The sequence below is a fragment of the Rhizobium mulingense genome (assembly GCF_029194105.1).
Taxonomy (GTDB): Bacteria; Pseudomonadota; Alphaproteobacteria; order Rhizobiales; family Rhizobiaceae; genus Rhizobium; species Rhizobium mulingense.
Map to the genome: position 1 here is coordinate 881,546 of NZ_JARFVE010000002.1, position 23,590 is coordinate 905,135.

The window sequence follows — 23,590 nt, forward strand, 5'->3', positions numbered from 1 at the left end:
CACCGGAAACACCGGTCAATAGGAGAGACACATGTTGAAGAAAGCACTCTTTGCGGCAACGGCGCTCTTCGCGCTCGCCGGCGCCGGCCATGCTGCAGATCTCAAGGAATTCCGCATCGGCATCCTCGGCGGCGAAAACGAAACCGACCGCCTGCGCAACTATGCCTGCCTTGCCGACCACCTGAAGCAGGAATTCGGCTTCGAGAAGGTCTCGCTGTTCCCGGCCGCCGATTATGACGGCGTTATCCAGGGCCTGCTCGGCGGCACGCTCGACTTCGCCGAACTCGGCGCTTCCGGCTACGCAGCCGTCTACATCAAGGATCCGAAGGCTGTCACGCCGATCCTGACGACGCAGCAGAAGGACGGCTCGACCGGCTATTACTCGATCGGCCTCGCGCTGAAATCCTCCGGCATCAAGTCCATCAAGGACGCCAAGGGCAAGAAGCTCGGCTACGCCGATCCGGATTCCACCTCGGGCTACCTCGTTCCGCTGACGCAGATCCCGAAGGACACGGGCATGCCGAACGACAAGTTCTTCGCCTCGACGCAGTTCAACGGCGGCCACGAGAACAACCTGCTTGCCGCCTATGACGGCAAGGTCGACGTCGCCGTCGACGACTCGTCGGGCCTCGGCGATTTCAAGGACGGCTACACCTCCGGCACCTTCCGCAAGGAAGTCGACAAGGGCGCCGTCGATCCGAACAAGCTGGTCGAAGTCTGGCGTTCGCCGCTGATCCCGAACGGCCCGCTCGTCGTTCGCAACGCTCTCGGCCAGGACTGGCAGACGAAGCTTGCAGCCTTCTTCACGGCTCTGCCGGAGAAGGATCACAAGTGCTTCGCGGCTGTCGAAGGCGGCGACTACAAGGGCTACTCGCCCGTCAAGCACGACTTCTACAACGCCGTCGTTGAAGTCCGCAAAGCTGCTATCGGCGGCTGATCGGCATCGTGAATGCTGGGGCGGCCGGAAACGGCCGCCCTTATCTTATAACCGGGCGAGGCGTTGATGACTATTGCCGATACACAGCCGCACATGCAGAGCACGCAGGAGATCGGCACCGCCTGGGACCGTATGATCGCCAAGCGCCGCTTCTACACCATCCTCGGCCTGATCATCCTCATTGCGGCTTTCGTCAGTTCCGTCCGCTTCGCCGACGAGAGCAATGCCGGCCATTTCTTCGAGCGCCTGCCGCATCTCTTCGACTTCCTGAGCTGGCTCATCCCCAGGGACTGGAACGACGTCTGGCGCGCGCTGTTCGACATAGCAAGCGTGAACGACAGAGGCGGCGAGGAATTCAATTTCGACAAGGGCCGCGTCTACGTCTGGGGCGCCTTCTACATTCCCGAATATTTCGAGCTGATGATCGTCACCATCAACGTGGCGCTGATCTCGACCATCATCGCCTTCATCTTTGCCGTTCCCTTGAGCTTCTTTGCCGCCCGCAACCTGACGAGTTCATGGCCGCTGCGCATCTTCACCAAGCGGCTGATGGAATTCCTGCGCGCCTTCCCCGAGATCGTCATCGCCGGTCTGTTTTCGGCGATCCTGTCGATCGGACCGGTCGCCGCCATCATTGCCATCACCCTGCATACGATCGGCGCGCTCGGTAAACTTTTCTATGAAGTGGGCGAGAATATCGACATGAAGCCCGATGAGGGCATGAAAGCCGTCGGCGCCAACTGGTGGGAGCGCGTGCGCTTCGCCGCCCTGCCGCAGGTGCTGCCGAATTTCACCTCCTACGCGCTGCTGCGCCTGGAGATCAACGTGCGCGCCTCGACCATCATCGGCGCTGTGGGCGGCGGCGGCATCGGCGAGGAACTGAAGCTTTCGATCTCGCGCGGCTTCGGCGCCAAGACGATGGCGCTCGTTCTGCTGCTCTTCGTGACGATCGTCGCCGTCGACCAGTTCTCCGCATGGCTGCGCCGCCGGCTCGTCGGCGATCATGCCTTCCTCCTGCAACATTGAGGCCGCCATGACGGTGATCGACGCCAACCGCATGCATGAGATCGAAACGCGCTATCCGGAATATTTCCACCGGTCGTTCCGCCAGCGTTTCGGCGGGCTGATGATCGTCATCGCGACGCTGCTCTACAGCCTCTATGCCGTCTGGTTCTTCGACCTGCCCAAACTTTTTGCCGAGGCCCATTGGGAGCGCGTCGGCATCTATCTCAGCCAATGGGTGAGCTACGACGTGCAGCCGGAATTCCGCATCGGGGATGACGGCTCCATCGAGGTGCGTTATCCGCGTTTCTCGCCGCTCGGCGACAATCCGCATCCTGACTGGCTGATTAACAATCCCGACGGCAGCATCACCGTTTCGATCAGCGGCACCAGCCGCAGCGTCACCGTCTCGAAGAGCGAGACGATCGTCACCGCGCACGGCGTCAGCGTCCCGGTCGAGCTTTCCGGCGGCGCGCCGAAAGTCGTCGGGCCGGTGCCCGGCTGGATGACGGTTTATGACGACAATGTGCTCGCCGATCTCGGCTTTGCCGGCAATGTCAGCATATCCGTCGACCGGGTGAAAATCCGCAAGCGGTTCATCGGCTGGGCGAATTTCATCTTCGATACGCAATCGTCCTTCTTCGACAAGCCAGTCGGCGAGGTTATCAGCCTCATCGTCTCCGGGCCGCGCATCAAGCCCGACCAATCCAACCTGTCGCTCGCCTTCGACGACATCTGGAACAACAGCGAATGGCAGCATGGCGACGTCTGGACCAAGCTTTTCCAGACGATCGTCATGGCGTTCCTCGGAACGCTGCTCGGCGCGCTTACCGCCTTCCCGCTCGCCTTCATGGCAGCGCGCAACATCACGCCGAACCGCTTCCTGAACCAGGTGCTGAAGCGCTTCTTCGATTTCCTGCGCTCGGTCGACATGCTGATCTGGGCGCTGTTCCTGACGCGCGCCTTCGGTCCCGGCCCGCTTGCCGGCAGCGGCGCGATCTTTCTCACCGAGACCGGCACACTCGGCAAGCTCTATTCCGAAGGGCTCGAAAACATCGATAACAAGCCGCGGGAGGGCGTCAAATCGACCGGTGCCGAGACCGTGCTCGTCCATCGTTACGGCATTATGCCGCAGATCGTTCCCGTTATCGTCAGCCAGACGCTCTATCAATGGGAATCCAACGTGCGCGGCGCAACCATCATCGGCGCCGTCGGTGCGGGCGGCATCGGCCTCAAACTCTGGGAGGCCATGCGTACCAATGCCAACTGGGAAAACGTCGCTTACATGGTCATTCTGATCCTGATCGTCGTCTTCCTTTTCGACGCCGCCTCGAATGCGCTGCGCCATCGGCTGATGGGCACGAAAGCGCACTGATCCCCAGGCCAAAAGGCGATGGCGGTGCTGCCGTCATCATCATTCTGTCACGGAAATCTTTTAGCCGGGACCTGCTTGCGGTTCGCCGCCAAATCACTGCACATTGCGCTCCCCGTTTCGACGATCCCCAGGATAAAAGCCTTGCGCTACGCTCTCTATTTCTCGCCGCCGAAGGATGATCCCCTGACCGGCGCGGCCTCGCTCTGGCTCGGCCGCGATGCGTTCAGCGGTGAGACCTATGCTGCTCCGGATCATGAGCGGCTCGGCCAGGCGGAGCAGTTCGAGCTGACCGCCGATCCGCGCCGCTACGGCTTTCATGCGACGATCAAGGCGCCGTTTTCGCTCGCCGCTTCGGTCACCGAGAAGGACCTCCTGACAGTTGCCGAGGAGTTTGCCTCGCGCACGCCTGCCTTCGAGATTCCCGAACTGGTACTCGGCCAGCTCGGCCGTTTTTTTGCCCTCATTCCCGCTTCTCTTCATCAACCTCTTCAGGATTTCGCCGCGAAGGTGGTAAAGTCCTTCGAGCCGTTCCGCGCAACGCTTTCTCCGGCCGATATCGCGCGGCGCAACCCGGAGAAGCTCAGCGACAGCCAGCGCGCCAATCTGCAGCGCTGGGGTTATCCTTACGTCATGGAGGATTTCGGCTTCCACATGACACTGAGCGGCCAAGTGCCCGAGACACGCGCCGAGGTGATGAAAGCGATTCTGACCGAGCGTTTTGCCGATTTCACCGGCCGGCCGCTTTCGATTTCCGGCCTTGCCGTCTTCGTCGAGGAGACGCGCGGCGCCCCGTTCAAAGTCCATTCCTGGCTGCCGCTTTCCGGCGCCAAAAGCTGAAAGACCTGACGAGATGAGCAAAGAGACCGTGTTTTCCAACGCCCGCATCGTTCTCGAGGATGACATCCTCGCAGGCTCGATTCTCATTCGCGACGGCAAGATCGCCGACATTTCAGAGGGAAATTCGGTAGCCGGCGAAGATTTTGAAGGCGACTACATCATTCCCGGCCTTGTCGAGCTGCATACCGACCATCTCGAAGGCCATTACCAGCCGCGTCCCGGCATTCGCTGGAACAAGACCGCGGCGGTCCAGGCGCATGACGCCCAGATCGTCACATCGGGCATTACCACGGTGTTCGACTGCCTGCGCATGGGTGCGGATGAGGATGGCGGTTTCGAACATGGCGAAATGCGCGAGATGGCGGATGCGATCCAGTCGGCGGAGAAGGAAGGCCGGCTGCGCGCCGAACACCTGCTGCACCTGCGCTGTGAGGTCTCGGCCGACAACGTGCTCGAACATTTCGCCGATTTCGAAAACGACCACCATGTGCGGCTGGTCTCGCTGATGGATCATGCGCCCGGCCAGCGGCAGTTCCAGACGATGGATCAATATATCTTCTATTACCAGAAGAAGCGGGGTCTGAGCGACGAGGTCTTTGCCCGTTTCGTCGCTAAGCGCCAGGCGGAATCGGCGCGCAATTCGACGCCGCACCGCAACGCCATCGCCAAGGTCTGCGCTGAACGCGGCATCACCGTTGCAAGCCATGACGACGCCACACTCGCCCATGTCGACGAGGCCATCGATAACGGCGTGCGGCTTGCCGAATTCCCGACCAGCTTCGATGCCGCCAGGGCATCGCACGAGCGCGGCATGAGCGTGCTGATGGGCGCGCCCAACATCGTGCGCGGGAAATCCCATTCCGGCAATATCGCCGCCCGCGATCTCGCCGAAATGGGCGTGCTCGACGTGCTGTCCTCCGACTACGTACCGCTCAGCCTGCTGCATGCTCCCTTCATCCTCGCCGACGAGGTGGAAAGCATCACCCTTCCGAAAGCGATCGCGATGGTGACGTCGACGCCTGCCCGCACCGTCAGCCTCGATGATCGAGGCCGGATCGCGACCGGGCTGCGCGCCGATCTCGTCCGTGTCCACCGCTCGCACGGCGTGCCGGTCACACGCTCCGTCTGGCGCCAAGGACGCCGTGTCGCATGACGCCGCACGAACCCCATCCCGGAGCCGGCGCCGAGCGCGGCATCATGGTCGTCGTCGTCGGGCCGAGCGGCGCCGGCAAGGACACGCTGATGAATCTTGCCGCCCGGCATTTCGCCGGCCGCGCCGACGTTCACTTCACCCGCCGCGTCATCACCCGCCACCGCGACGCCGGCGGCGAAGACCATCTTTCCGTCTCCCTCCAAGGCTTTACGGCGATGGAACAATCGGGCTCCTTCGCCGTCTGGTGGGAGGCGCACGGTCTGAAATACGGTATTCCGGCCGAGGTCTCGGTGGCACTGTCTCGCGGCCATGTCGTTGTCGCCAATGGTTCGCGTTCGGCACTTCACCGTTTCCAGGCCGCTTTCCCGCGGCTCAAGGTGATCAACGTCACCGCCCGCCCGGAAGTGCTCGCCAGCCGGCTGGAGGCGCGCGGACGCGAGACGCATGAGGATATCATGGCGAGACTCGCCCGCGGGCCGCTGACGGTGCGCGGCGACTACGACGTGACGGAGCTCGACAATAGCGGCTCGCTCGAAGAGGCCAAACAGAAGATGGTCGCGATCCTCGACGGGCTGCTCGCCGAGGTGCATTGACCACAGCAGAGAGGCAGGATGCGCGCCATCAAAGTCGTCGACTACGATCCCTCTTGGCCGCGGCGCTTTGCCGAAATCAGCGCCGAGATCTCCGTCCTGCTCGGTGACGTGGTGTTTTCAATCGACCATATCGGCAGCACTTCGGTGCCTGGCCTGGCGGCCAAGCCGAAAATTGACCTCGATGTCGTCACGATCTCAGATGGAATTCTGCCGACGGCGGTCGACATGCTGCGCGCTGCCGATTTCGTCTTCCACGGCGATCGGGGAAAGAAACGCTGGGCCTTCACTCGAGACCACGATGGCTACGGATTCAAGCTCTATCTCTGCGGCCCCAATAAGCGCGCCCATCGCGAGCGGCTCGTGTTTCGCGACTATCTCCGGGATCACCCCGACAGGGCCACAGCCTATGCCGAGCTGAAACGCCGGCTGGCCGTGGAGGCAGACGGCGACCGGGGTCTCTATACCGGCGGCAAGACCGCGTTCGTCGGCGAAACGCTGCGATTGGCAAGCTTGATGACGTGAGATCGGAGTGCGCAAGCGCTCCAGTCTCGGTATCTATCAATCCCCGTCGCCCCGTCCCGATACGATCTCGCGCTTGCCGACGTGATTGGCGGGGCCGACGAGGCCTTCCTTTTCCATGCGTTCGACCAATGAGGCGGCGCGGTTATAGCCGATGCCGAGGCGGCGCTGGATGTAGGAGGTCGAGCACTTCTTGTCGCGCATGACGACCTTGACCGCCTGCTCGTAAAGCTCGTTGCCGTCCTCGGAGGCCATGGCGCTCTTGTCGAACACGGCGCCGGTCTCTTCCTCTTCCGGCTCTTCCTCCTCGTCGGCGGTCACGGTGTCGAGATATTCGGGGCGACCCTGCGTCTTCAGATGCGCAACGACTTTCTCCACTTCGGCATCGGAGACGAAGGGACCGTGGACGCGGGAAATCCGTCCGCCGCCCTGCATATGCAGCATGTCGCCCTGGCCGAGCAGCTGTTCGGCGCCCTGCTCGCCGAGGATGGTGCGGCTGTCGATCTTCGAGGTGACCTGGAAGGAAATGCGGGTCGGGAAATTCGCCTTGATCGTGCCGGTGATGACGTCGACCGACGGGCGCTGCGTCGCCATGATCAGATGGATGCCGGCCGCACGCGCCATCTGCGCCAGACGCTGGATCGCGCCTTCGATCTCCTTGCCGGCGACCATCATCAGGTCGGCCATTTCGTCGACGATGACGACGATATACGGCATCGGCGCGAGATCCAGCTCCTGCTGCTCCTCGACCGGCGCACCGGTTCCCCTGTCGAAGCCGGTCTGGACCATGATATGGATGGTCTCGCCCTTTTCGCGCGCCTGGGAGACGCGGCCATTATAGCCGTCGATGTTGCGCACGCCGAGGCGCGACATCTTGCGATAACGCTCCTCCATCTCGCGCACCGCCCATTTCAGCGCCATGACCGCCTTCTTCGGGTCGGTGACGACGGGAGTCAGCAGGTGCGGGATGCCGTCATAGACCGAGAGCTCGAGCATCTTCGGGTCGACCATGATCAGCCGGCACTGTTCCGGCGTCATGCGGTAGAGCAGCGACAGGATCATCGTGTTGATGGCGACCGACTTACCCGAGCCGGTGGTGCCGGCGACAAGCAGATGCGGCATCTTCGCAAGCTCGGCGATCACCGGCTCGCCACCGATGGTCTTGCCGAGGCCGAGCGCCAGCTTATAGCCGCTCTTGTCGAAATCCTGGCTCTCGATCATCTCGCGGAAATAGACTGTTTCACGGGTGACATTCGGCAGTTCGATGCCGATGACGTTGCGGCCGGGAACGACGGCGACGCGGGCCGAAAGCGCCGACATCGAGCGGGCGATATCGTCGGCGAGGCCGATGACGCGCGATGACTTCACGCCGGGCGCCGGCTCGAATTCATAGAGGGTGACGACGGGGCCGGGGCGGACATGAATGATCTCGCCCTTAATGCCAAAATCTTCCAGCACGCTTTCCAGAAGACCGGCATTCTGTTCCAGCGTCTCCTGCGACATGATCTCGCCAAGCCGTTCCGGTGGCTCCTGCAACAGGGCGCGCGGCGGGAATTCATAGCCTGACGCATCGACCTTTTCCGGTCTGGCCACAAGGCGCGGCGACGGCAGGACGGCGGCCACCGGCGGCGTGGGCCGAGGCGCCGGCGCCGCCTGGGGCAACGGTGTCGCCTGGGGCAACGGTGCCGCCTGGGGCAACGGTGTCGCCGGGGGCAACGGTATCGCCTGCGGCATTGGCGCGATCTGGGATACCTGGGGCACGCCTCTCGTCGCCAGCACAATCGGCTCCGGAGCACGAAGCGGCTTTTCCAGGGATATCGCGGTCGGCGGCCGCAGAGCTGCCGATGCGGGCGTTGCGGCCGGCGGCTGGATCGGGCGCGATGCGGCGGAAGCCGGTTTCGGCGCGCCCGGACGCCATTCCATGACGCGGAATAGGGCGGTGATCGATTCGGGCGTGGTCTCGATCTTCGGAACAACGATCGAGGGTTTGCGGATCGGCTCGCCTTCTTCGAAGGCCATGACTTCCCAGAAGGCGAAATCGGAAATCGAAGCCAGTTCGGAAGCAGCGCGCAAGGCCGGCGCCTCTGCCCGGCCGGAGGCCGACGGCTGCGGCATCTCGATCATCGGAGCCGGTGCTGCGGCAAGCTCGCTCGGCTCCGGCAGATAGATGTCGAAAGGCACATCGACGGCGACCGGTTCTATCCGGATCGCTTGCTGCTCGAGTCGCGTTTCGTCGCGAACGGGCTCGTTCGGCGGACGGCGCCGGCTGATCAGCGTTTCCGGGGTGCGCGTGAAGCGAACATTCGGCGCGAGCGAGAAGTTGCTCTGCCAGATCGGCGCCGCCGGCTTTTCACCGGGATTTTCCTCCACAAGCTCGGTTTCAAGCCCGCTGGAAAAATCTGCGGCATCCGTCAAATTGGTTCTGGGAAAACGCATGCGTCCGCTACTCACTCATGCCTAACAAATTACGACCCTACCGGGATAGAAAAGGAAGGTTAATAAGTTCCTTCCAGCTGGATCGTTCCGATACAGCTTCCAGAGGCAAACCGTCGCTATTTCAATGAGTTGCGTGAAACGTAAAAATCTTTTTCCGTTTTGGGGAGGCGCTCAATGCGCCTCGTCCCAATTGGTGGCGGCGCGGGCATCGACGCGCAGCGGCACGCGCATTTCGAGCGCCGGCATGGTGGCGTTTTCCATGACCGAGACGATGATCGGCATTGCCTTTTCGACATCCTCATCCTCGACTTCGAAGATGAGTTCGTCGTGCACCTGCAAGAGCATGCGGACACGCTCGGCAAGACCGGCTTCAACAAGCGCCGGCTCCATCTTGATCATCGCCCGGCGGATGACGTCGGCGGCCGAACCCTGGATCGGCGCGTTGATCGCGGCGCGTTCGTTGAAGGCGCGCACCGACGGATTGGAAGAACGGATTTCGGGATAGTTGATTCGCCGGCCGAAGATCGTCTCGACATAACCCTTGTCGCGCGCCATAGCCTTGCGGCTTTCCATATAGTCGCGGATGCCGGGGAAACGTTCGAAATATTTCTTGATATAGTCGCCGGCTTCCGACCGCTCGATCGAAAGCTGATTGGCGAGCCCGAAGGCCGAGATGCCGTAGATGATGCCGAAATTGATCGCCTTGGCGCGGCGGCGCACCTCGCCCGGCATGCCTTCGACCGGCACGCCGAACATTTCCGACGCCGTCATCGCATGGATATCGACGCCATCCTCGAAGGCCTTGGTCAGCTGCGGGATCTCGGCCACATGGGCAAGCACGCGCAATTCGATCTGGCTATAATCGGCGGAAATCAGCTTGTGGCCCGGTGTCGAGATGAAGGCGGTGCGGATCTTGCGGCCTTCGGCGGTGCGCACCGGAATGTTCTGCAGGTTCGGCTCGGAGGAGGATAGCCGCCCGGTCGTCGTCGAGGCCAGCGAGTAGGAGGTGTGGACCCGCTTTGTTTCCGGATGCACATAGCCGGGAAGCGCATCGGTGTAGGTCGATTTCAGCTTGGTGAGCTGGCGCCAGTCGACGATCTTGCGCGGCAGCTCGAAACCGGCGGCGGCGAGATCCTCGAGTACCGAGGCGGAGGTCGACCATTGCCCGGTCTTCGTCTTGCTGCCGCCGGCAAGACCCATCTTGCCGAACAGGATATCGCCGAGCTGCTTCGGCGAGCCGATATTGAAGCGCTCGCCGGCCAGCGTGTAGATCTCGTCTTCCAGCCGCGCCGCACCCTGGGCCAGCTCGCCCGACAGGCGCGACAGGATCTGCCGGTCGACGGTGATGCCGCGCGCTTCCATACGGGCCAGCACCGGCAATAGCGGCCGCTCCAGCCGTTCATAAACGCTGGTCAACCCGGCTGCCGCCAGCCGCGGCTTCAGCACCAGCCAGAGGCGCAGCGTCACGTCGGCGTCTTCGGCGGCATAATGGGTGGCGCGGTCGATATCGACCAGATCGAAGGTCACGTTCGCCCTGCCGCTGCCGGCCACGTCCTTGTAGGGGATCGGCGTATGGCCGAGGAATTTTTCCGAGAGCGGATCCATGCCATGGGCGCCGGTGCCGGCGTCGAGCACGTAGGAGATCAGCATCGTATCGTCGAAGCTCTTCGTCTCGATGCCGTAGCGCTTCATCAAGAGGTAATCGTATTTCAGGTTCTGGGCGACCTTGAGAACCGATTCGTCCTCCAGCAATGCCTTCAGCCGCGGCAAGGCATCGCGCATAGGGATCTGGTTTTCGGCAAGGCCGCCGCCGAGCAGATCGCCGACGCCGTTCTTATGGGCGAGCGGCACATAAGCGGCACGGATCTTCGTGCCGGAGGGATCGGCGACGTTGTCGGCGATCGCCATCGCGAAGCCGACGAGCTCGGCCTGCATCGCATCGAGTGACGTGGTCTCCGTATCGAAAGCGATGAGCCCTGTGTCGCGCGCAGCGGCAATCCATCGGTCGAGCGCCGCCAGATCGCGGATCGTTTCATAGGTCGAGTGGTCGAAGGGCAGCGCCGCAAAAGCCTCGGCCCGCGCCTTGGCAAGATCGGCGGGTGAAAATGCGCCTTCGCCGCCGGGCTTCGCCTTTGCACGAGACGGCACGGGCACCGATTCGCCCGAAACGTCGGGGATGCCGCCGGCAACCGGCTCCGGCTCGGCGGCATCGAGATCGGGACCATGGGCAGCCGCGCCCCATTCGATCGGAACGACCGCCGGTTCGATGGCGCTCGCATCGCAATCGCAGACTTCGGCGACGCGGCGCGTCAACGAGGTGAATTCCATCGTCTTGAGGAAACCGATCAGCTTCGGGCCGTTCTGCGGTTCCAGCACCAGCGCGTCGAGATCGAGATCGAGCGGCACGTCGGTGCGCAGGCGGACGAGGTCGCGCGAGAGCTTGGCCATTTCGATATTGGCAAGGATCGTCTCGCGACGCTTGACCTGCTTGATCTCGGTGGCGCGTTCGAGCAGCGTGTCGAGGTCGCCGTATTCCTCAAGCAGCTGGGCGGCGGTTTTAGGGCCGATGCCGGGAATGCCTGGAACGTTGTCGACGGAATCGCCGGTCATCGCCTGCAGGTCGATCATCTTTTCGGGCGGCACGCCCCATTTCTCGACGACGTCGGGAATGCCGATCTGTTTGTCCTTCATGCTGTCATACATGTGGACGTTTGGCGTTACGAGCTGCATCAGATCCTTGTCGGAGGAAACGATCGTGACGTCGGCGCCTGCCGCCTCGGCCTGGCGGGCATAGGTGGCGATGATGTCGTCAGCCTCGAAGCCTTCGGTCTCGATGCAGGGCAGGTTGAAGGCGCGGGTCGCCTCGCGGATGAGGCCGAATTGCGGGATGAGCTCTTCGGGCGGGGCCGAACGGTTCGCCTTGTAAGCGTCGTAGAGATCCTTGCGAAAGGTCTTGGCGGAATAATCGAAAATGACGGCGAGATGGGTCGGTGTTACCCCGACATCGGTGTTGCGCGCATCCCGCAAGAGCTTCCACAGCATGTTGCAGAAACCGGAAACGGCGCCGACCGGTAGGCCGTCCGATTTGCGCGTCAGCGGCGGTAATGCATGAAACGCCCGGAAGATGAAACCGGAACCATCGACTAGGAAGAGGTGATCGCCATTTTTCATGCGTGCATGGATAGCGCGGGCACGGAACGAGGTCCATATAAAGTTCGGCGCGCCAAGAGATTATGGGTCGGGTTCAAGGAAATATGCAGAAGGGATTCCTGCTCACCAAACTGTTACCGATTTGTAACGTGGCGTGACCCTTGAAAAACCACATTCGCAGTTACAAATCCATGTCACCGGCGCTTGATCGTGCCGCGGGTCTGATTACCGGCTTGTCCCCCGCCGCATCAGGCTTGGACAAAGGCCTTATCCCCCTCTCCGGGCCTTTGTCCCCATTTTAAAGTCGCCATGGCCAACCTCCAGGTCATGGCGACTTTTGTTTTTCCAGCCGCGAAATGATGGCGGAGCCTGCATTTTTTGGAGCGTCCTGTGTGATTTGCTGCATTGTCTCCGGCATGGTTTTGAGCCTAACTTGCAATCATGGGATTTAACCGCATGGATTCGGGAGCTTACCTTGCCAGCCAGCTGGCGAAGGGTTTTGCCCGCTCGCTGCACCGGCGCGCGGTCGGGCTCGGTTTTTCCCCCGGTCAGTTTCCCATTCTGCTGGAGCTCTGGGGCGAAGACGGCCTGACCCAGAAACAGCTGCTCGAGCGGGTCGATATCGAGCAGGCGACCATGGCCAATACGCTGTCGCGCATGGTCCGCGACGGGCTGATTGAACGCCGGCCGCATCCATCCGACAAGCGGGCGCAGCTGATCTTCCTGACGCCGAAGGCGCGTGCCATGGAAGCCGAGGCGATCGAAAGCGCGCGCGAGGCCGACCTCGCGCTGTTCAAGGGCTTTCGGACTTTCGAGCGCGAACTGACGCTCGAATATATCCGCCGGCTGCTGGAAAACGCCAAGGCGCTCTGAGCGGCATTACTCGCCAGGGTGGGTCGCCGCCACGGTATCGACGGATCGTCCATTTAAAGCGCGTCGCATCGAATTTGATTCATGCGACGCGCTTTAGCCTTTTGTTTTTATGCATGTCGCGTCCCGGACCGCTGCACACCTCCGAGCGACATGCATTAGGCTGTCGAGGACAGGCGGCTTTCGCGGGCAGCGAGCTTGGTACTCGGCTCGACATCCGGTCTGCCGAGCAAAAACCCCTGTACCTGCGCACAGCCTTCTTCGACGACGATCTGACGCTGTGTCTCGGTTTCGACGCCCTCCGTCACGACAGGCATGCCGAGACTGTGACCGAGGCCGATGATCGCGCGCACGATCGAACGCGCCGCCGCGTCATGGTCCAGCATTCCGGTGAAGCTGCGGTCGACCTTGATCTTGTCGAAAGGGAAGGTTCGCAGGTTGGAAAGCGAGGAAAAACCGGTGCCGAAGTCATCCATGACGATGTGAACACCCAGGCTGCGCAGGCGCTGCAGCGTGGCCATCACGCGGTCTCGATCACGGATGAGAGCGGCCTCGGTGATCTCGATTTCCAGCCGGCCGGGCGCAAGCCCGGTTTCCTTGAGGATCGTCTCGATCCGCTCGCAAAGGTTCGGCAGCATGAACTGCACCGGCGAAACGTTAACGGCGATCCTCAGTGGATCCGGCCAGCGCGCGGCCTCTTTGCAGGCCTGCTGCAGCACCCACTCGCCGAGCTGGACGATCGACCCGCTTTCCTCGGCGATCGGAATAAAGATATCCGGCTCGCTCAAGCCGTGGCCCGGCCGGTTCCAGCGCATCAAGGCCTCGTAACCGCTGATCTCGCCGCTCTGTGCATCGAGAACCGGCTGATAGCTGACATGGATCTGATTGCGGGTGACGGCGTGGCGCAGTTCGCTTTCGATCTGGCGGCGGGCTCGCGTGGCCTTGTCCATTTCCGCATTGAAGAAACAGGCCTTGCCGCGACCATCGTGCTTGACCCGATAGAGTGCGATATCAGCGCTGTTGCAGATCTCGTCTGCATTGCTTCCGTCGGTCGGATAAAGAGCGATGCCGAGGCTGACGCCGACGGCGGTTGGGTCGCGCGCCATATCCATTTCGGCGGCGAATTCGTCGAGGATCGCGGCTGCGAGCTTCTGCGCGGCCGCCGGTTGCTGTCCGGCCGACTGAATGATGGCAAATTCATCGCCGCCGAGACGGGCGATCGTATCGCGTTCATCGGCCACACGACGCAGGATTGCGGCGACTTTGCAAAGAATGCGGTCGCCCTCAGCGTGGCCGAAAATATCGTTGACGGTCTTGAAGCGATCGAGATCGATATAGAAAAGGGCAACCTCGCTGTTCTTTCCCTTGGCCATCTGCAGCGCCTGGCGGATGCGCTTGTCGAACATCGACCGGTTTGGAAGGTCGGTGAGAACATCGTGATGGGCTAGGTGTTCAATCATCTCCTCGGCCTGCCGGCGCTCGGTAAGATCGCGCACCGCCAGCACGTCGCAGTTGTGGCCACGATAGACGATCCTGCTCGTGTTGACTTCGACGGCGATCTCCCGGCCGTTCCTGGTGTTGAGCAGCGTCTCGCCGTTCTGTCCCTGGACGGCGGTTAAGACCATGGAGGGCGCCTTGCCCGAGAGATCGGCAAGCTTCCAGCCGGAAAGGCCCTGAAAGCGTTCGTTGGTATCGATAATTCTGCCGTCGCGCAGGATCAGCAATCCTTCCTGCGACGCATTTGCGAGTCCCCGCAGGTCCGTCATGTGGCTTTCGACAAAAACAACGGCAATCGCGATCAGAATGAGAGCTGTGGCCGCCACCACGACGATCGCGGCCAGCAGGCTGGTATCCAGCACCGTTGCCGGAACCTCTTTGCCGGGATCCGGCACGAGCGTGATGCTGGCCATCGAAATGAAGTGGAGTGCGCAGATCGCGAGGACGAAGGCGATCGAGGAGGTGAGGAGCCGTCTCAGTCCATTCAATTGGAAGAAGGCGTGGAAGGCAGTGCTCGACAGCAGCGCTCCCGCAAGCACGGCAGTTACGGTCATATACGGATCGTAGAGGATTTCCGCCTGTGTTTCGATCGCCTGCATGCCGGTCAAGTGCATCGAGGCGATGCCGAGCGCCATCAGGACGCCGCCTTGGATGCGCGAAAACCTGCCCCGGCCTTGCGAAGCGACGAGGATTGCCGCCCACGAGGCGACCACCGACAAGAAGAAGGAAAGCGCCGTTAGGCCCAGCTGGTAGCTGATCGGCATGCCGCCGTCATAGGCCAGCATCGCGATGAAATGGGTTGCCCATACGCCGGTGCCGAAGGCGAAAGCCGACGCGCCGATCCAAAGCTTGCGGCGTCCGGCATCGCATTCCTGGGCGCGGGAAAGCGGCAGCATCGCTGCCATTGCGCCGATCAGGCAGACAACGGCCGCCGCGAGCACCAGCCGCCAATCGTGATCGTCGCGAATACAAGTAATGACCGAAAACATCTCGCCCTCGTACAGCTGAATTTGGTCAAGCTAATTCGGTTGTACTAAATAACCGTAAATTGAATTAGGATGTTCTTCTATAGCATCCGACAAATCTTCCCGACACGGGTCCAGACCTGGTCACTTTCGCCACGCCCACTTTCGCTTTTTCCGCCTCGCCTGCCCTGCTGGTTTGGTCTATCGTCCGGCCGAATTTCAAAAAGGAGTCGAAAATGACGGATGTACAACAGGTGCTTGCACGCGCGGATCAGAACCTTTCCTCGAGTCTCGAAAAGCTGTTCGAGCTTCTGCGCATCCAGTCGATTTCCACCGATCCCGCCTTCAAGGCGGAATGCCGGAAAGCCGCCGAATGGCTGGTCGCCTATCTCCAGGGCATTGGCTTTTCCGCTTCGGTGCGTGACACGCCCGGCCATCCGATGGTGGTCGCCCACCATGCCGGGGCCTCCGCTGATGCGCCGCATGTTCTGTTCTACGGCCATTACGACGTGCAGCCGGTCGATCCGATCGAGCTTTGGGAAAACGATCCCTTCGAGCCGTCGATCAAGGATATCGGCGAAGGCCGCAAGATTCTGACCGGCCGAGGCACATCGGATGACAAGGGCCAGCTGATGACCTTCGTCGAAGCCTGCCGCGCCTATAAGGAGATCAACGGCGCGCTTCCCTGCCGCATCACCATTCTCTTCGAGGGCGAGGAAGAATCGGGCTCGCCGTCGTTGAAACCTTTCCTCGAAGCCAATGCCGCCGAGCTGAAGGCCGATTATGCGCTTGTCTGCGATACCGGCATGTGGGACCGAGACACGCCCGCAATCGCCGCGGCGCTGCGCGGCCTCGTCGGCGAGGAGGTGGTCGTGACCGCCGCCGACCGCGATCTGCATTCCGGTCTGTTCGGCGGCGCGGCAGCAAATCCGATTCATATTCTCGTCGAGGCGCTTGCCGGCCTGCGCGACGACACCGGCCGCATCACGCTCGATGGTTTCTATGACGGCGTCGAGGAGACGCCCGACAACATCAAGGCGTCATGGGAAACACTCGGCAAGAGCGCGGAAAAATTCCTCGGCGAAGTCGGCCTGTCCATTCCCTCCGGCGAGAAGGGCCGCTCGGTGCTTGAACTGACCTGGGCGCGGCCGACCGCCGAAATCAACGGCATCTGGGGCGGATATACCGGCGAGGGCTTCAAGACGGTGATCGCCGCCAAGGCCTCGGCAAAGGTTTCGTTCCGGCTCGTCGGCACCCAGGATCCGACCGCCATTCGCGAGGCTTTCCGCAGCTATGTCAGGTCGAAAATTCCGGCCGACTGCTCGGTCGAATTCCATCCGCATGGCGGCTCGCCGGCGATTCATCTCTCCTATGACTCGCCTCTGCTGACCAAGGCAAAGAGGGCGCTTTCCGATGAATGGCCGAAACCCGCCATCGTCATCGGCATGGGCGGCTCGATCCCGATCGTCGGCGACTTCCAGAAGATGCTCGGTATGGAATCACTGCTCGTCGGCTTCGGCCTCAGCGACGACCGCATCCATTCGCCGAACGAAAAATACGAGCTTGTCTCCTATCACAAGGGCATCCGCTCCTGGGTGCGGATTCTTCAGGCCCTTGCCGCCTGAGAGAGACTGGCGCGTCCCACGCAGCACGAACAATGGCGACAACAAAAAGGCCGGTTCAAACCGGCCTTTCGTCATCCGCGCGTCTCAGTGCCAGTTCATCCGTGGTCAAGAAGAAAGCGGTATTGCAATGAGACTGCCTTCGAAAGGTTAACGAGCGGTTAACGACACTTGCACAAGCGTCTTCCCTATCGAGAACACCATATCGCATCACAAAATCCCCCGTTCAAGCTGCGTTCATCGCGATCTCAGTATAAGCCTTTGAAAGACAAGAAAAATGGTGACGCCCTAACAAATGCCGGCGATCGCTCTATCTTTGCGCATATGGCATATGCCTCAAAGAAACGCAGCCAAGGGCTGCTGAAAACACGCCAACGAGGAGTGAGAAGCGTGAAAAACCTCATCGTCAAGATCGCCGCGGCCGCGCTGCTTGTGCTGGCTCCGGCAATTGCACAGGCCGCCGAGGGTTACTCGACGGCGAATGTCAACATGCGTGCGGGACCAAGCACGCGCTATCCCGCCGTCGCAGTCATCCCCGCCGGCTCTTCCGTCGAAATCCGTGGATGTCTTTCCAATGTCAATTGGTGCGACGTCGAATTCTATGGCGGCCGCGGCTGGGTTTCCGGCCAGTATGTGCAGGCCGTCTACCAGCAACGCCGTGTCTATGTCGGTCCGCAATATTACCGTCCGTTGGGCATTCCGATGGTTACCTTCAGCGTCGGCAATTATTGGGACCGCTACTACCGTGGCCGCGATTTCTATCGCGAGCGTGACCGCTGGAGCCGCGGCCCGGACTATTATTACCGCGACCGCGACTACCGGGAGCGGGATTACCGGCCGCGGGAGTATCGGGATCGGGATTATCAGGTCCGCGAGTACCGGGATCGTGACCGCGACCGGCGCGACGATGCCCGCAGGGAGGAACGCCGCAGAGAGGTCCGCAGGGATGACGACAACAGGAGTTCGGATTTCCGTGATCTGCCGCAGTTCAGGGGCGGAAAGGCCGATACCTATAACCGGCCGGACCCCAGGGCTTCACCCTTTGTCTGCCGCCCGGGCGATCCGTCCTGCGACAACTGAAATATCGAGGGCGGCAGCAATGCCGCCCTCTCTGCATAGACGGGTCCAATGCGACAGCAGTGCCAGAAAAAGCCCGGCGCTCCTTGGGGGGATGCACCGGGCCTGATGTCGATCGGCCGCGTTGAGGGGAGACGGCCGATCTAGGCGGGACGTGAGGGGGTGTCCCGCTGCTTAATAAACAATCGTCGAGCCTATTGGTTCCACCCTGCGCATAATTCGTTAAATCAGAAATCGCATTTGATCGATGCAACGTGTCTCTGGTCCCGCATGTCGCCGCGAAAGGCGATCCGCAAAGGGCGCGATCTGCCGGCCTCAGCGGGCGTGACGAAGAGCAGCGAGGTAGCGGCGGGAAGCCTTGGTCCGCGCGAGGTCACCGACCATTCGCTGTGAGTGCGTGTCGCTCTTGTTTTGCCGGCTTGCTTAGAGCAATTGCGGTATTGCGGATCGATCTTGATCCGTTCGAGGCTGGAACCCTGATGACGCAAGACCACTTTGGCTTTGTTCGGGCTGTTCTGCCCTCGGGCGGCCGCCACGGACACCCTCTGGCATAAATACAACCCCATGCTTCCTGTCCGCCTGACTGATGGAGCAAGCCTCAACCCTTCAGGCCAGATCTGGCGCCGCTTTCATCTGGGCGAGTGGGAACATAAGCAGGATCCGGAAACGCCGGACGATTACGAAGCCCGCCAATGTTGAAGAAACGATTTAACGCGAGGCAGCGCGACGTCGTGTTTGTCGCCCTTTAACACCCCGTTAAATCGCCGCAATTAAAGTTCAACCGGATGATCGCGTCGCCCGCTGCATCGTTCCTTGAACCGAAATCGGTTGAAGGCAAAATCACGCAGCCCGTCAAAGTGCTGCAGCGTTCTTTGCGCGTCCGGAAGGACACGAGGCGCTGCAGGGGCGCCGTTATGCGAAGTGGGCTTCGCGATCGAACAGGGGATGCGACCGGTCGGCGATGGCAGGCAGAGGCAGATCAAGCGACAGAATAGAACCGTCCTTCAGCGGCCGCCCGGTCCGCGACGATGACGAATTTTCGCTCGATGCCGATGACCGCGTCGTCGGCAGCAGATCGGCGCGGCGCGGCGGTTCCAGACCTCCAGCGCAGCGTGCCGCCCGCCAGCGGCGGCGCGAGCCGCGCGAGCGTGAAGGCGGCGGCTTTTTCGGCTTTCTGCGCCGTGCGGTCTATTGGTGCGTCGTGCTTTTCATCTGGGCCGGCATCGGCGTTGCCGGGCTTGTGGTCTATTATGGTTCGCGTATGCCGAGCGCCAGCACATGGGCAATTCCCGAGCGGCCGCCGAACGTCAAGATCACCGCCGTCGACGGCAGCGTCATCGCCAATCGCGGCGCCACCGGCGGTGAGGCGCTATCGCTCGAAAACATGTCGCCCTATATTCCCGAGGCCGTCATCGCCATCGAAGATCGGCGTTTTTATTCGCATTTCGGCGTCGATCCGCTCGGCCTCGGCCGGGCGATCGTCACCAATTTCACGGCCGGCCACATGGTGCAGGGCGGCTCGACGCTGACGCAGCAGCTTGCCAAGAACCTCTTCCTCTCTCCCGAGAGAACGCTGGAGCGCAAGGTGCAGGAGGTACTGCTCGCCCTCTGGTTGGAGCAGAAATACACCAAGGACCAGATCCTTGCGATGTATCTCAATCGTGTGTTCTTCGGATCGAACGCCTATGGCGTCGAAGCGGCGTCACGCCGCTACTTCAACAAATCGGCGCGCGACGTGAACCTTGGCGAGGCTGCGGTGCTGGCCGGCCTGCTCAAGGCGCCGTCGCGGCTTTCGCCGGCCCGCGACGCCGAAGCCGCGAACGCACGCGCCCAGCTCGTGCTCGCGGCGATGCGCGAACAGGGTTTCATCACCGATTCCGAGGTCAAGACCGCGATGTCGCAGACCCCGGCTTCGGCCAAGAGTTACTGGTCGGGCGCCGGACATTATGTTGCCGACATGGTGATGGATGAACTGCCGGGCCTGATCGGCTACGTCAAGGAAGACGTCATCGTCGATACGACCATCGACAAGTCATTGGAAAAAAAGGCCGAGCAATCGCTGGTCGATGTGCTCGACAAGGAAGGCGGCAAGCTCGACGCCTCGCAGGCAGCACTCGTCTCGATCGACGGCACCGGCGCAATCCGGGCGCTGGTCGGCGGCCGGGACTATGCAACGAGCCAGTTCAACCGCGCCGTCAAGGCCAAACGCCAGCCTGGATCCTCGTTCAAGCCTTTCGTCTATGCTGCAGCGCTGGAAAAGGGGCTGACGCCCTTTTCGGTGTTCAACGACGCGCCGATCCGCATCGGCGACTGGACGCCGGAGAATTACGAGAAGAAATACAATGGCGAAGTGACGCTTGCCACCGCGCTTTCCAAGTCGCTGAACACGGTTGCCGCGCAGCTGGTGATGTATGATGGACCCGACCAGGTGATCAAGCTTGCCCATCGGCTCGGCATCGAAAGCGAGCTGCAGCCGAACGCCTCGATTGCGCTCGGCACGTCGGAAGTTTCGCTGATGGAGCTCACCGCCTCCTATGCCGCCTTCATGAACGGCGGCTACAAGGCGACGCCGCACGTCATCCGCCGGGTGACGACCGCAGACGGCAAGGTTCTCTACGAAAATACCTATGACAGCCCGCCGCGTGTGCTGTCCGAGCAGATCGCCGCCGAGATGGACGCGATGATGATGGGCGTCATCGACAACGGCACCGGCAAGAGCGCCAAGATCCCCGGCTGGCAGGCGGCGGGGAAGACAGGCACGACGCAGAATTCACGCGACGCGCTCTTCGTCGGCTTCACCAGCAACCTCACGACAGGCGTCTGGTTCGGCAATGACGACGGCAAGCCGATGAAGAAGGTGACCGGCGGCGGCCTGCCGGCCAAGGCCTGGAAGGAATTCATGATCGCCGCCCACAAGGGTCTTTCGCCGGCGCCGCTCTTCGGCAACGGCCAGCTGATTGGCGATCAGAACGGCGGCCAGCCGATGGCGCAGACGGCACCGGACGGCGGGCAGCCGGTCACGGCCGAAGCGCCGCCATCCACCACGATCGGCGGCATCATTTCCGGTGTCTTCGGTGGTAACGAGAATGCCAACCGCTATCCGCAGGCGCCCGTCCGGCAGCAAACCGCGCGGTCAGGAAACGGTCCGGTTCCGCCTGCCGACATTGCCGAAGGCGACGGAGGCGGGTACGGAAACGTTGTGCCGCCCGGCGATGTCGGGGCGCCGCAGACGACCTCTTCCGTGCAGCCGCGAGGCACCACCCTGCTCGATCTGATCATGGGCCAGTGAGAACCTTGCGGTATACCCGGCGCAAGCCTGATCCCTTAAAATGGAGCGCGTTCTTCCAGTCGCAAAACCGCTGTACATTCTGCGGGACGTACTCAGAAATCAGCCGCTTTCCTGATATGGACGGACCTCTTTCCCGGCGACCGGCAAAATTGGAGACAACACATTCGTTTTGCTGGATTCCTGGCGATTTCCCGCCTTGCAGTCCAGAAAACCGCTCCTTATATACGCCGCATCACCGCAATCACGATTGCGTAATCTTAAGTAGACCCATCCCGTAAGGGGCTGTCAGGGAAATGCCTTCTGGGGGTTCCGACAGCTTGCTTCAAGGAGAGAATGACATGGCAAAAGTAATTGGTATCGACCTCGGAACGACGAATTCCTGCGTCGCAGTCATGGACGGCAAGGACGCAAAGGTCATCGAGAATGCGGAAGGTGCGCGCACGACCCCTTCCATGGTGGCTTTTTCCGATGATGGCGAACGCCTCGTCGGCCAGCCGGCCAAGCGCCAGGCGGTCACCAACCCGACGAACACGCTCTTTGCAGTGAAGCGCCTGATCGGCCGCCGCTACGAAGATCCGACCGTCGAGAAGGACAAGCATCTCGTTCCTTTCAGCATCGTCAAGGGCGACAATGGTGACGCCTGGGTCGAAGCCAATGGCAAGGGCTACTCGCCCGCACAGATTTCCGCGATGATCCTTCAGAAGATGAAGGAAACCGCCGAATCCTATCTCGGCGAAAAGGTCGAGAAGGCGGTCATCACCGTTCCGGCCTATTTCAACGACGCGCAGCGCCAGGCAACCAAGGATGCCGGCAAGATCGCCGGCCTTGAAGTGCTGCGCATCATCAACGAGCCGACCGCTGCCGCTCTCGCCTACGGCCTCGACAAAAAAGAAGGCAAGACGATAGCCGTCTACGACCTTGGCGGCGGCACCTTCGATATTTCGATCCTCGAGATCGGCGACGGCGTCTTCGAAGTGAAGTCCACCAACGGCGATACCTTCCTCGGCGGTGAAGACTTCGACATGCGTCTCGTCGAATATCTCGTTGCCGAGTTCAAGAAGGACAACGGCATTGACCTGAAGAACGACAAGCTTGCCCTGCAGCGCCTCAAGGAAGCCGCGGAAAAGGCAAAGATCGAGCTGTCGTCCTCGCAGCAGACCGAAATCAATCTGCCGTTCATCACCGCTGACGCCTCCGGCCCGAAACACCTGACGCTGAAGCTGACCCGCGCCAAGCTCGAAAGCCTGGTCGACGATCTCGTCCAGCGCACGATCGCGCCGTGCAAGGCCGCTCTCAAGGATGCCGGCGTCACCGCTGCCGAAATCGACGAAGTCGTTCTCGTCGGCGGCATGAGCCGCATGCCGAAGGTGCAGGAAGTCGTCAAGCAGCTGTTCGGCAAGGAGCCGCACAAGGGCGTCAACCCGGATGAAGTCGTCGCTCTCGGCGCCGCCATCCAGGCCGGCGTTCTCCAGGGAGACGTCAAGGACGTTCTGCTCCTCGACGTGACGCCGCTGTCGCTCGGCATCGAAACGCTCGGCGGCGTCTTCACCCGCCTGATCGAGCGCAACACGACGATCCCGACGAAGAAGAGCCAGACCTTCTCGACCGCCGAAGACAACCAGCAGGCCGTCACCATCCGCGTCTCGCAGGGCGAGCGCGAAATGGCTGCCGACAACAAGCTGCTCGGCCAGTTCGACCTTGTCGGCCTGCCGCCGTCGCCGCGCGGCGTGCCGCAGATCGAAGTGACCTTCGACATCGACGCCAACGGCATCGTCCAGGTTTCGGCCAAGGACAAGGGCACGGGCAAGGAACAGCAGATCCGCATCCAGGCCTCCGGCGGCCTCTCCGACGCCGACATCGAGAAGATGGTCAAGGATGCCGAGTCGCACGCGGCCGAAGACAAGAAGCGCCGCGAGGCCGTGGAAGCCAAGAACCAGGCCGAAAGCCTGATCCACTCGACGGAAAAGTCGCTGAAGGATTACGGCGACAAGGTCTCGGAAACCGACCGCACCGCGATTTCGGATGCGATCGCCGCGCTGAAGACGGCATCGGAAGCATCCGAACCGGATGCCGACGACATCAAGGCCAAGACCCAGACGCTGATGGAAGTGTCGATGAAGCTCGGCCAGGCGATTTATGAAGCACAGCAGGCCGAAGGCGGCGCTGCTGCCGATGCCTCCGCGGAAGGCGGCGACAATGTCGTCGACGCCGACTACGAGGAAATCAAGGACGACGACCGCAAGAAGTCCGCGTAATTCGCGGCGGCGT

General features: G+C 61.7%; 16 protein-coding genes and 1 pseudogene. 14 read left to right on the forward strand and 3 right to left on the reverse strand.

Features of this window, described 5'->3' with window-relative positions; translation table 11 throughout:
• Positions 1-31 precede the first annotated feature (31 nt).
• From phnD to PYR71_RS04540, 7 genes are all read left to right on the forward strand, one after another.
• A complete protein-coding gene (gene phnD, locus PYR71_RS04510; RefSeq protein ID WP_275618378.1) occupies positions 32-937 on the forward strand; it encodes a phosphonate ABC transporter substrate-binding protein in 906 nt (301 codons plus the stop codon).
• Between the two features lie 66 nt (positions 938-1,003).
• A complete protein-coding gene (phnE, locus tag PYR71_RS04515) occupies positions 1,004-1,963 on the forward strand; it encodes a phosphonate ABC transporter, permease protein PhnE (RefSeq protein WP_275618379.1) in 960 nt (319 codons plus the stop codon).
• Between the two features lie 7 nt (positions 1,964-1,970).
• A complete protein-coding gene (gene phnE / locus PYR71_RS04520) occupies positions 1,971-3,314 on the forward strand; it encodes a phosphonate ABC transporter, permease protein PhnE (RefSeq protein ID WP_275618380.1) in 1,344 nt (447 codons plus the stop codon).
• A 141-nt stretch (positions 3,315-3,455) separates the two neighbouring features.
• Positions 3,456-4,151, forward strand: coding sequence for a DUF1045 domain-containing protein (locus tag PYR71_RS04525; RefSeq protein WP_275618381.1), 696 nt, complete (start codon positions 3,456-3,458; stop codon positions 4,149-4,151).
• 13 nt (positions 4,152-4,164) lie between these two features.
• A complete protein-coding gene (locus PYR71_RS04530; protein WP_275618382.1) occupies positions 4,165-5,304 on the forward strand; it encodes an alpha-D-ribose 1-methylphosphonate 5-triphosphate diphosphatase in 1,140 nt (379 codons plus the stop codon).
• Complete coding sequence (phnN, locus tag PYR71_RS04535; RefSeq protein ID WP_275618383.1) at positions 5,301-5,897, forward strand: phosphonate metabolism protein/1,5-bisphosphokinase (PRPP-forming) PhnN; 597 nt, start codon at positions 5,301-5,303, stop codon at positions 5,895-5,897. The genes PYR71_RS04530 and phnN overlap by 4 nt, the downstream gene beginning before the upstream one ends.
• 18 nt (positions 5,898-5,915) lie before the next feature.
• Positions 5,916-6,419 carry a GrpB family protein gene (locus tag PYR71_RS04540; RefSeq protein ID WP_275618384.1) on the forward strand — a complete coding sequence of 168 codons (504 nt, stop codon included), beginning with the start codon at positions 5,916-5,918 and terminating at the stop codon, positions 6,417-6,419.
• A 36-nt stretch (positions 6,420-6,455) separates the two neighbouring features.
• Here the strand turns inward: PYR71_RS04540 and PYR71_RS04545 are convergent, their stop codons facing one another.
• The gene (locus tag PYR71_RS04545) at positions 6,456-8,852 is read right to left on the reverse strand and encodes a DNA translocase FtsK (protein WP_275618385.1); all 2,397 of its coding nucleotides are present in this window, start codon (positions 8,850-8,852) and stop codon (positions 6,456-6,458) included.
• 171 nt (positions 8,853-9,023) lie between these two features.
• The gene (gene polA, locus PYR71_RS04550) at positions 9,024-12,023 is read right to left on the reverse strand and encodes a DNA polymerase I (protein ID WP_275618386.1); all 3,000 of its coding nucleotides are present in this window, start codon (positions 12,021-12,023) and stop codon (positions 9,024-9,026) included.
• A gap of 435 nt (positions 12,024-12,458) precedes the next feature.
• On the opposite strand from polA, the gene PYR71_RS04555 reads away from it, so the two are divergent.
• Positions 12,459-12,875 (forward strand): MarR family winged helix-turn-helix transcriptional regulator, encoded by a 417-nt coding sequence (locus PYR71_RS04555; RefSeq protein ID WP_004674042.1) that lies wholly within the window; start codon positions 12,459-12,461, stop codon positions 12,873-12,875.
• 155 nt (positions 12,876-13,030) lie between these two features.
• On the opposite strand, the gene PYR71_RS04560 is transcribed toward PYR71_RS04555, so the two are convergent.
• Positions 13,031-15,358, reverse strand: a complete 2,328-nt coding sequence (locus tag PYR71_RS04560) for a bifunctional diguanylate cyclase/phosphodiesterase (RefSeq protein ID WP_275618387.1) — start codon at positions 15,356-15,358, stop codon at positions 13,031-13,033.
• 212 nt (positions 15,359-15,570) lie between these two features.
• On the opposite strand from PYR71_RS04560, the gene PYR71_RS04565 reads away from it, so the two are divergent.
• The 6 genes and pseudogenes from PYR71_RS04565 (at position 15,571) to dnaK (ending at position 23,577) form a co-directional block, all read left to right on the forward strand.
• Positions 15,571-16,959, forward strand: a complete 1,389-nt coding sequence (locus PYR71_RS04565) for a dipeptidase (protein WP_275618388.1) — start codon at positions 15,571-15,573, stop codon at positions 16,957-16,959.
• Between the two features lie 387 nt (positions 16,960-17,346).
• The gene (locus PYR71_RS04570; protein ID WP_275618389.1) at positions 17,347-18,036 is read left to right on the forward strand and encodes an SH3 domain-containing protein; all 690 of its coding nucleotides are present in this window, start codon (positions 17,347-17,349) and stop codon (positions 18,034-18,036) included.
• Positions 18,037-18,273: 237 nt separating this feature from the next.
• Positions 18,274-18,426, forward strand: a complete 153-nt coding sequence (locus PYR71_RS04575; RefSeq protein WP_275618390.1) for a hypothetical protein — start codon at positions 18,274-18,276, stop codon at positions 18,424-18,426.
• A gap of 86 nt (positions 18,427-18,512) precedes the next feature.
• A pseudogene (locus PYR71_RS30800) lies at positions 18,513-18,732 on the forward strand (hypothetical protein).
• A 262-nt stretch (positions 18,733-18,994) separates the two neighbouring features.
• A complete protein-coding gene (locus PYR71_RS04580) occupies positions 18,995-21,322 on the forward strand; it encodes a transglycosylase domain-containing protein (protein WP_275618391.1) in 2,328 nt (775 codons plus the stop codon).
• A 338-nt stretch (positions 21,323-21,660) separates the two neighbouring features.
• On the forward strand, positions 21,661-23,577 hold the full coding sequence (gene dnaK / locus PYR71_RS04585; RefSeq protein ID WP_097581291.1) for a molecular chaperone DnaK: 1,917 nt from the start codon (positions 21,661-21,663) through the stop codon (positions 23,575-23,577).
• Positions 23,578-23,590 lie beyond the last annotated feature (13 nt).

Coding starts and splice junctions, on each gene's coding strand:
- PYR71_RS04565 (WP_275618388.1), top strand. CDS start 15,571: ATGACGGATGTACAACAGGTGCTTGCACGCGCGGATCAGAACCTTTCC.
- dnaK (WP_097581291.1), top strand. CDS start 21,661: ATGGCAAAAGTAATTGGTATCGACCTCGGAACGACGAATTCCTGCGTC.
- polA (WP_275618386.1), bottom strand. CDS start 12,023: ATGAAAAATGGCGATCACCTCTTCCTAGTCGATGGTTCCGGTTTCATC.
- phnN (WP_275618383.1), top strand. CDS start 5,301: ATGACGCCGCACGAACCCCATCCCGGAGCCGGCGCCGAGCGCGGCATC.
- PYR71_RS04560 (WP_275618387.1), bottom strand. CDS start 15,358: ATGTTTTCGGTCATTACTTGTATTCGCGACGATCACGATTGGCGGCTG.
- PYR71_RS04530 (WP_275618382.1), top strand. CDS start 4,165: ATGAGCAAAGAGACCGTGTTTTCCAACGCCCGCATCGTTCTCGAGGAT.
- PYR71_RS04555 (WP_004674042.1), top strand. CDS start 12,459: ATGGATTCGGGAGCTTACCTTGCCAGCCAGCTGGCGAAGGGTTTTGCC.
- phnE (WP_275618380.1), top strand. CDS start 1,971: ATGACGGTGATCGACGCCAACCGCATGCATGAGATCGAAACGCGCTAT.
- phnD (WP_275618378.1), top strand. CDS start 32: ATGTTGAAGAAAGCACTCTTTGCGGCAACGGCGCTCTTCGCGCTCGCC.
- PYR71_RS04580 (WP_275618391.1), top strand. CDS start 18,995: ATGGCAGGCAGAGGCAGATCAAGCGACAGAATAGAACCGTCCTTCAGC.
- phnE (WP_275618379.1), top strand. CDS start 1,004: ATGACTATTGCCGATACACAGCCGCACATGCAGAGCACGCAGGAGATC.
- PYR71_RS04540 (WP_275618384.1), top strand. CDS start 5,916: ATGCGCGCCATCAAAGTCGTCGACTACGATCCCTCTTGGCCGCGGCGC.
- PYR71_RS04545 (WP_275618385.1), bottom strand. CDS start 8,852: ATGCGTTTTCCCAGAACCAATTTGACGGATGCCGCAGATTTTTCCAGC.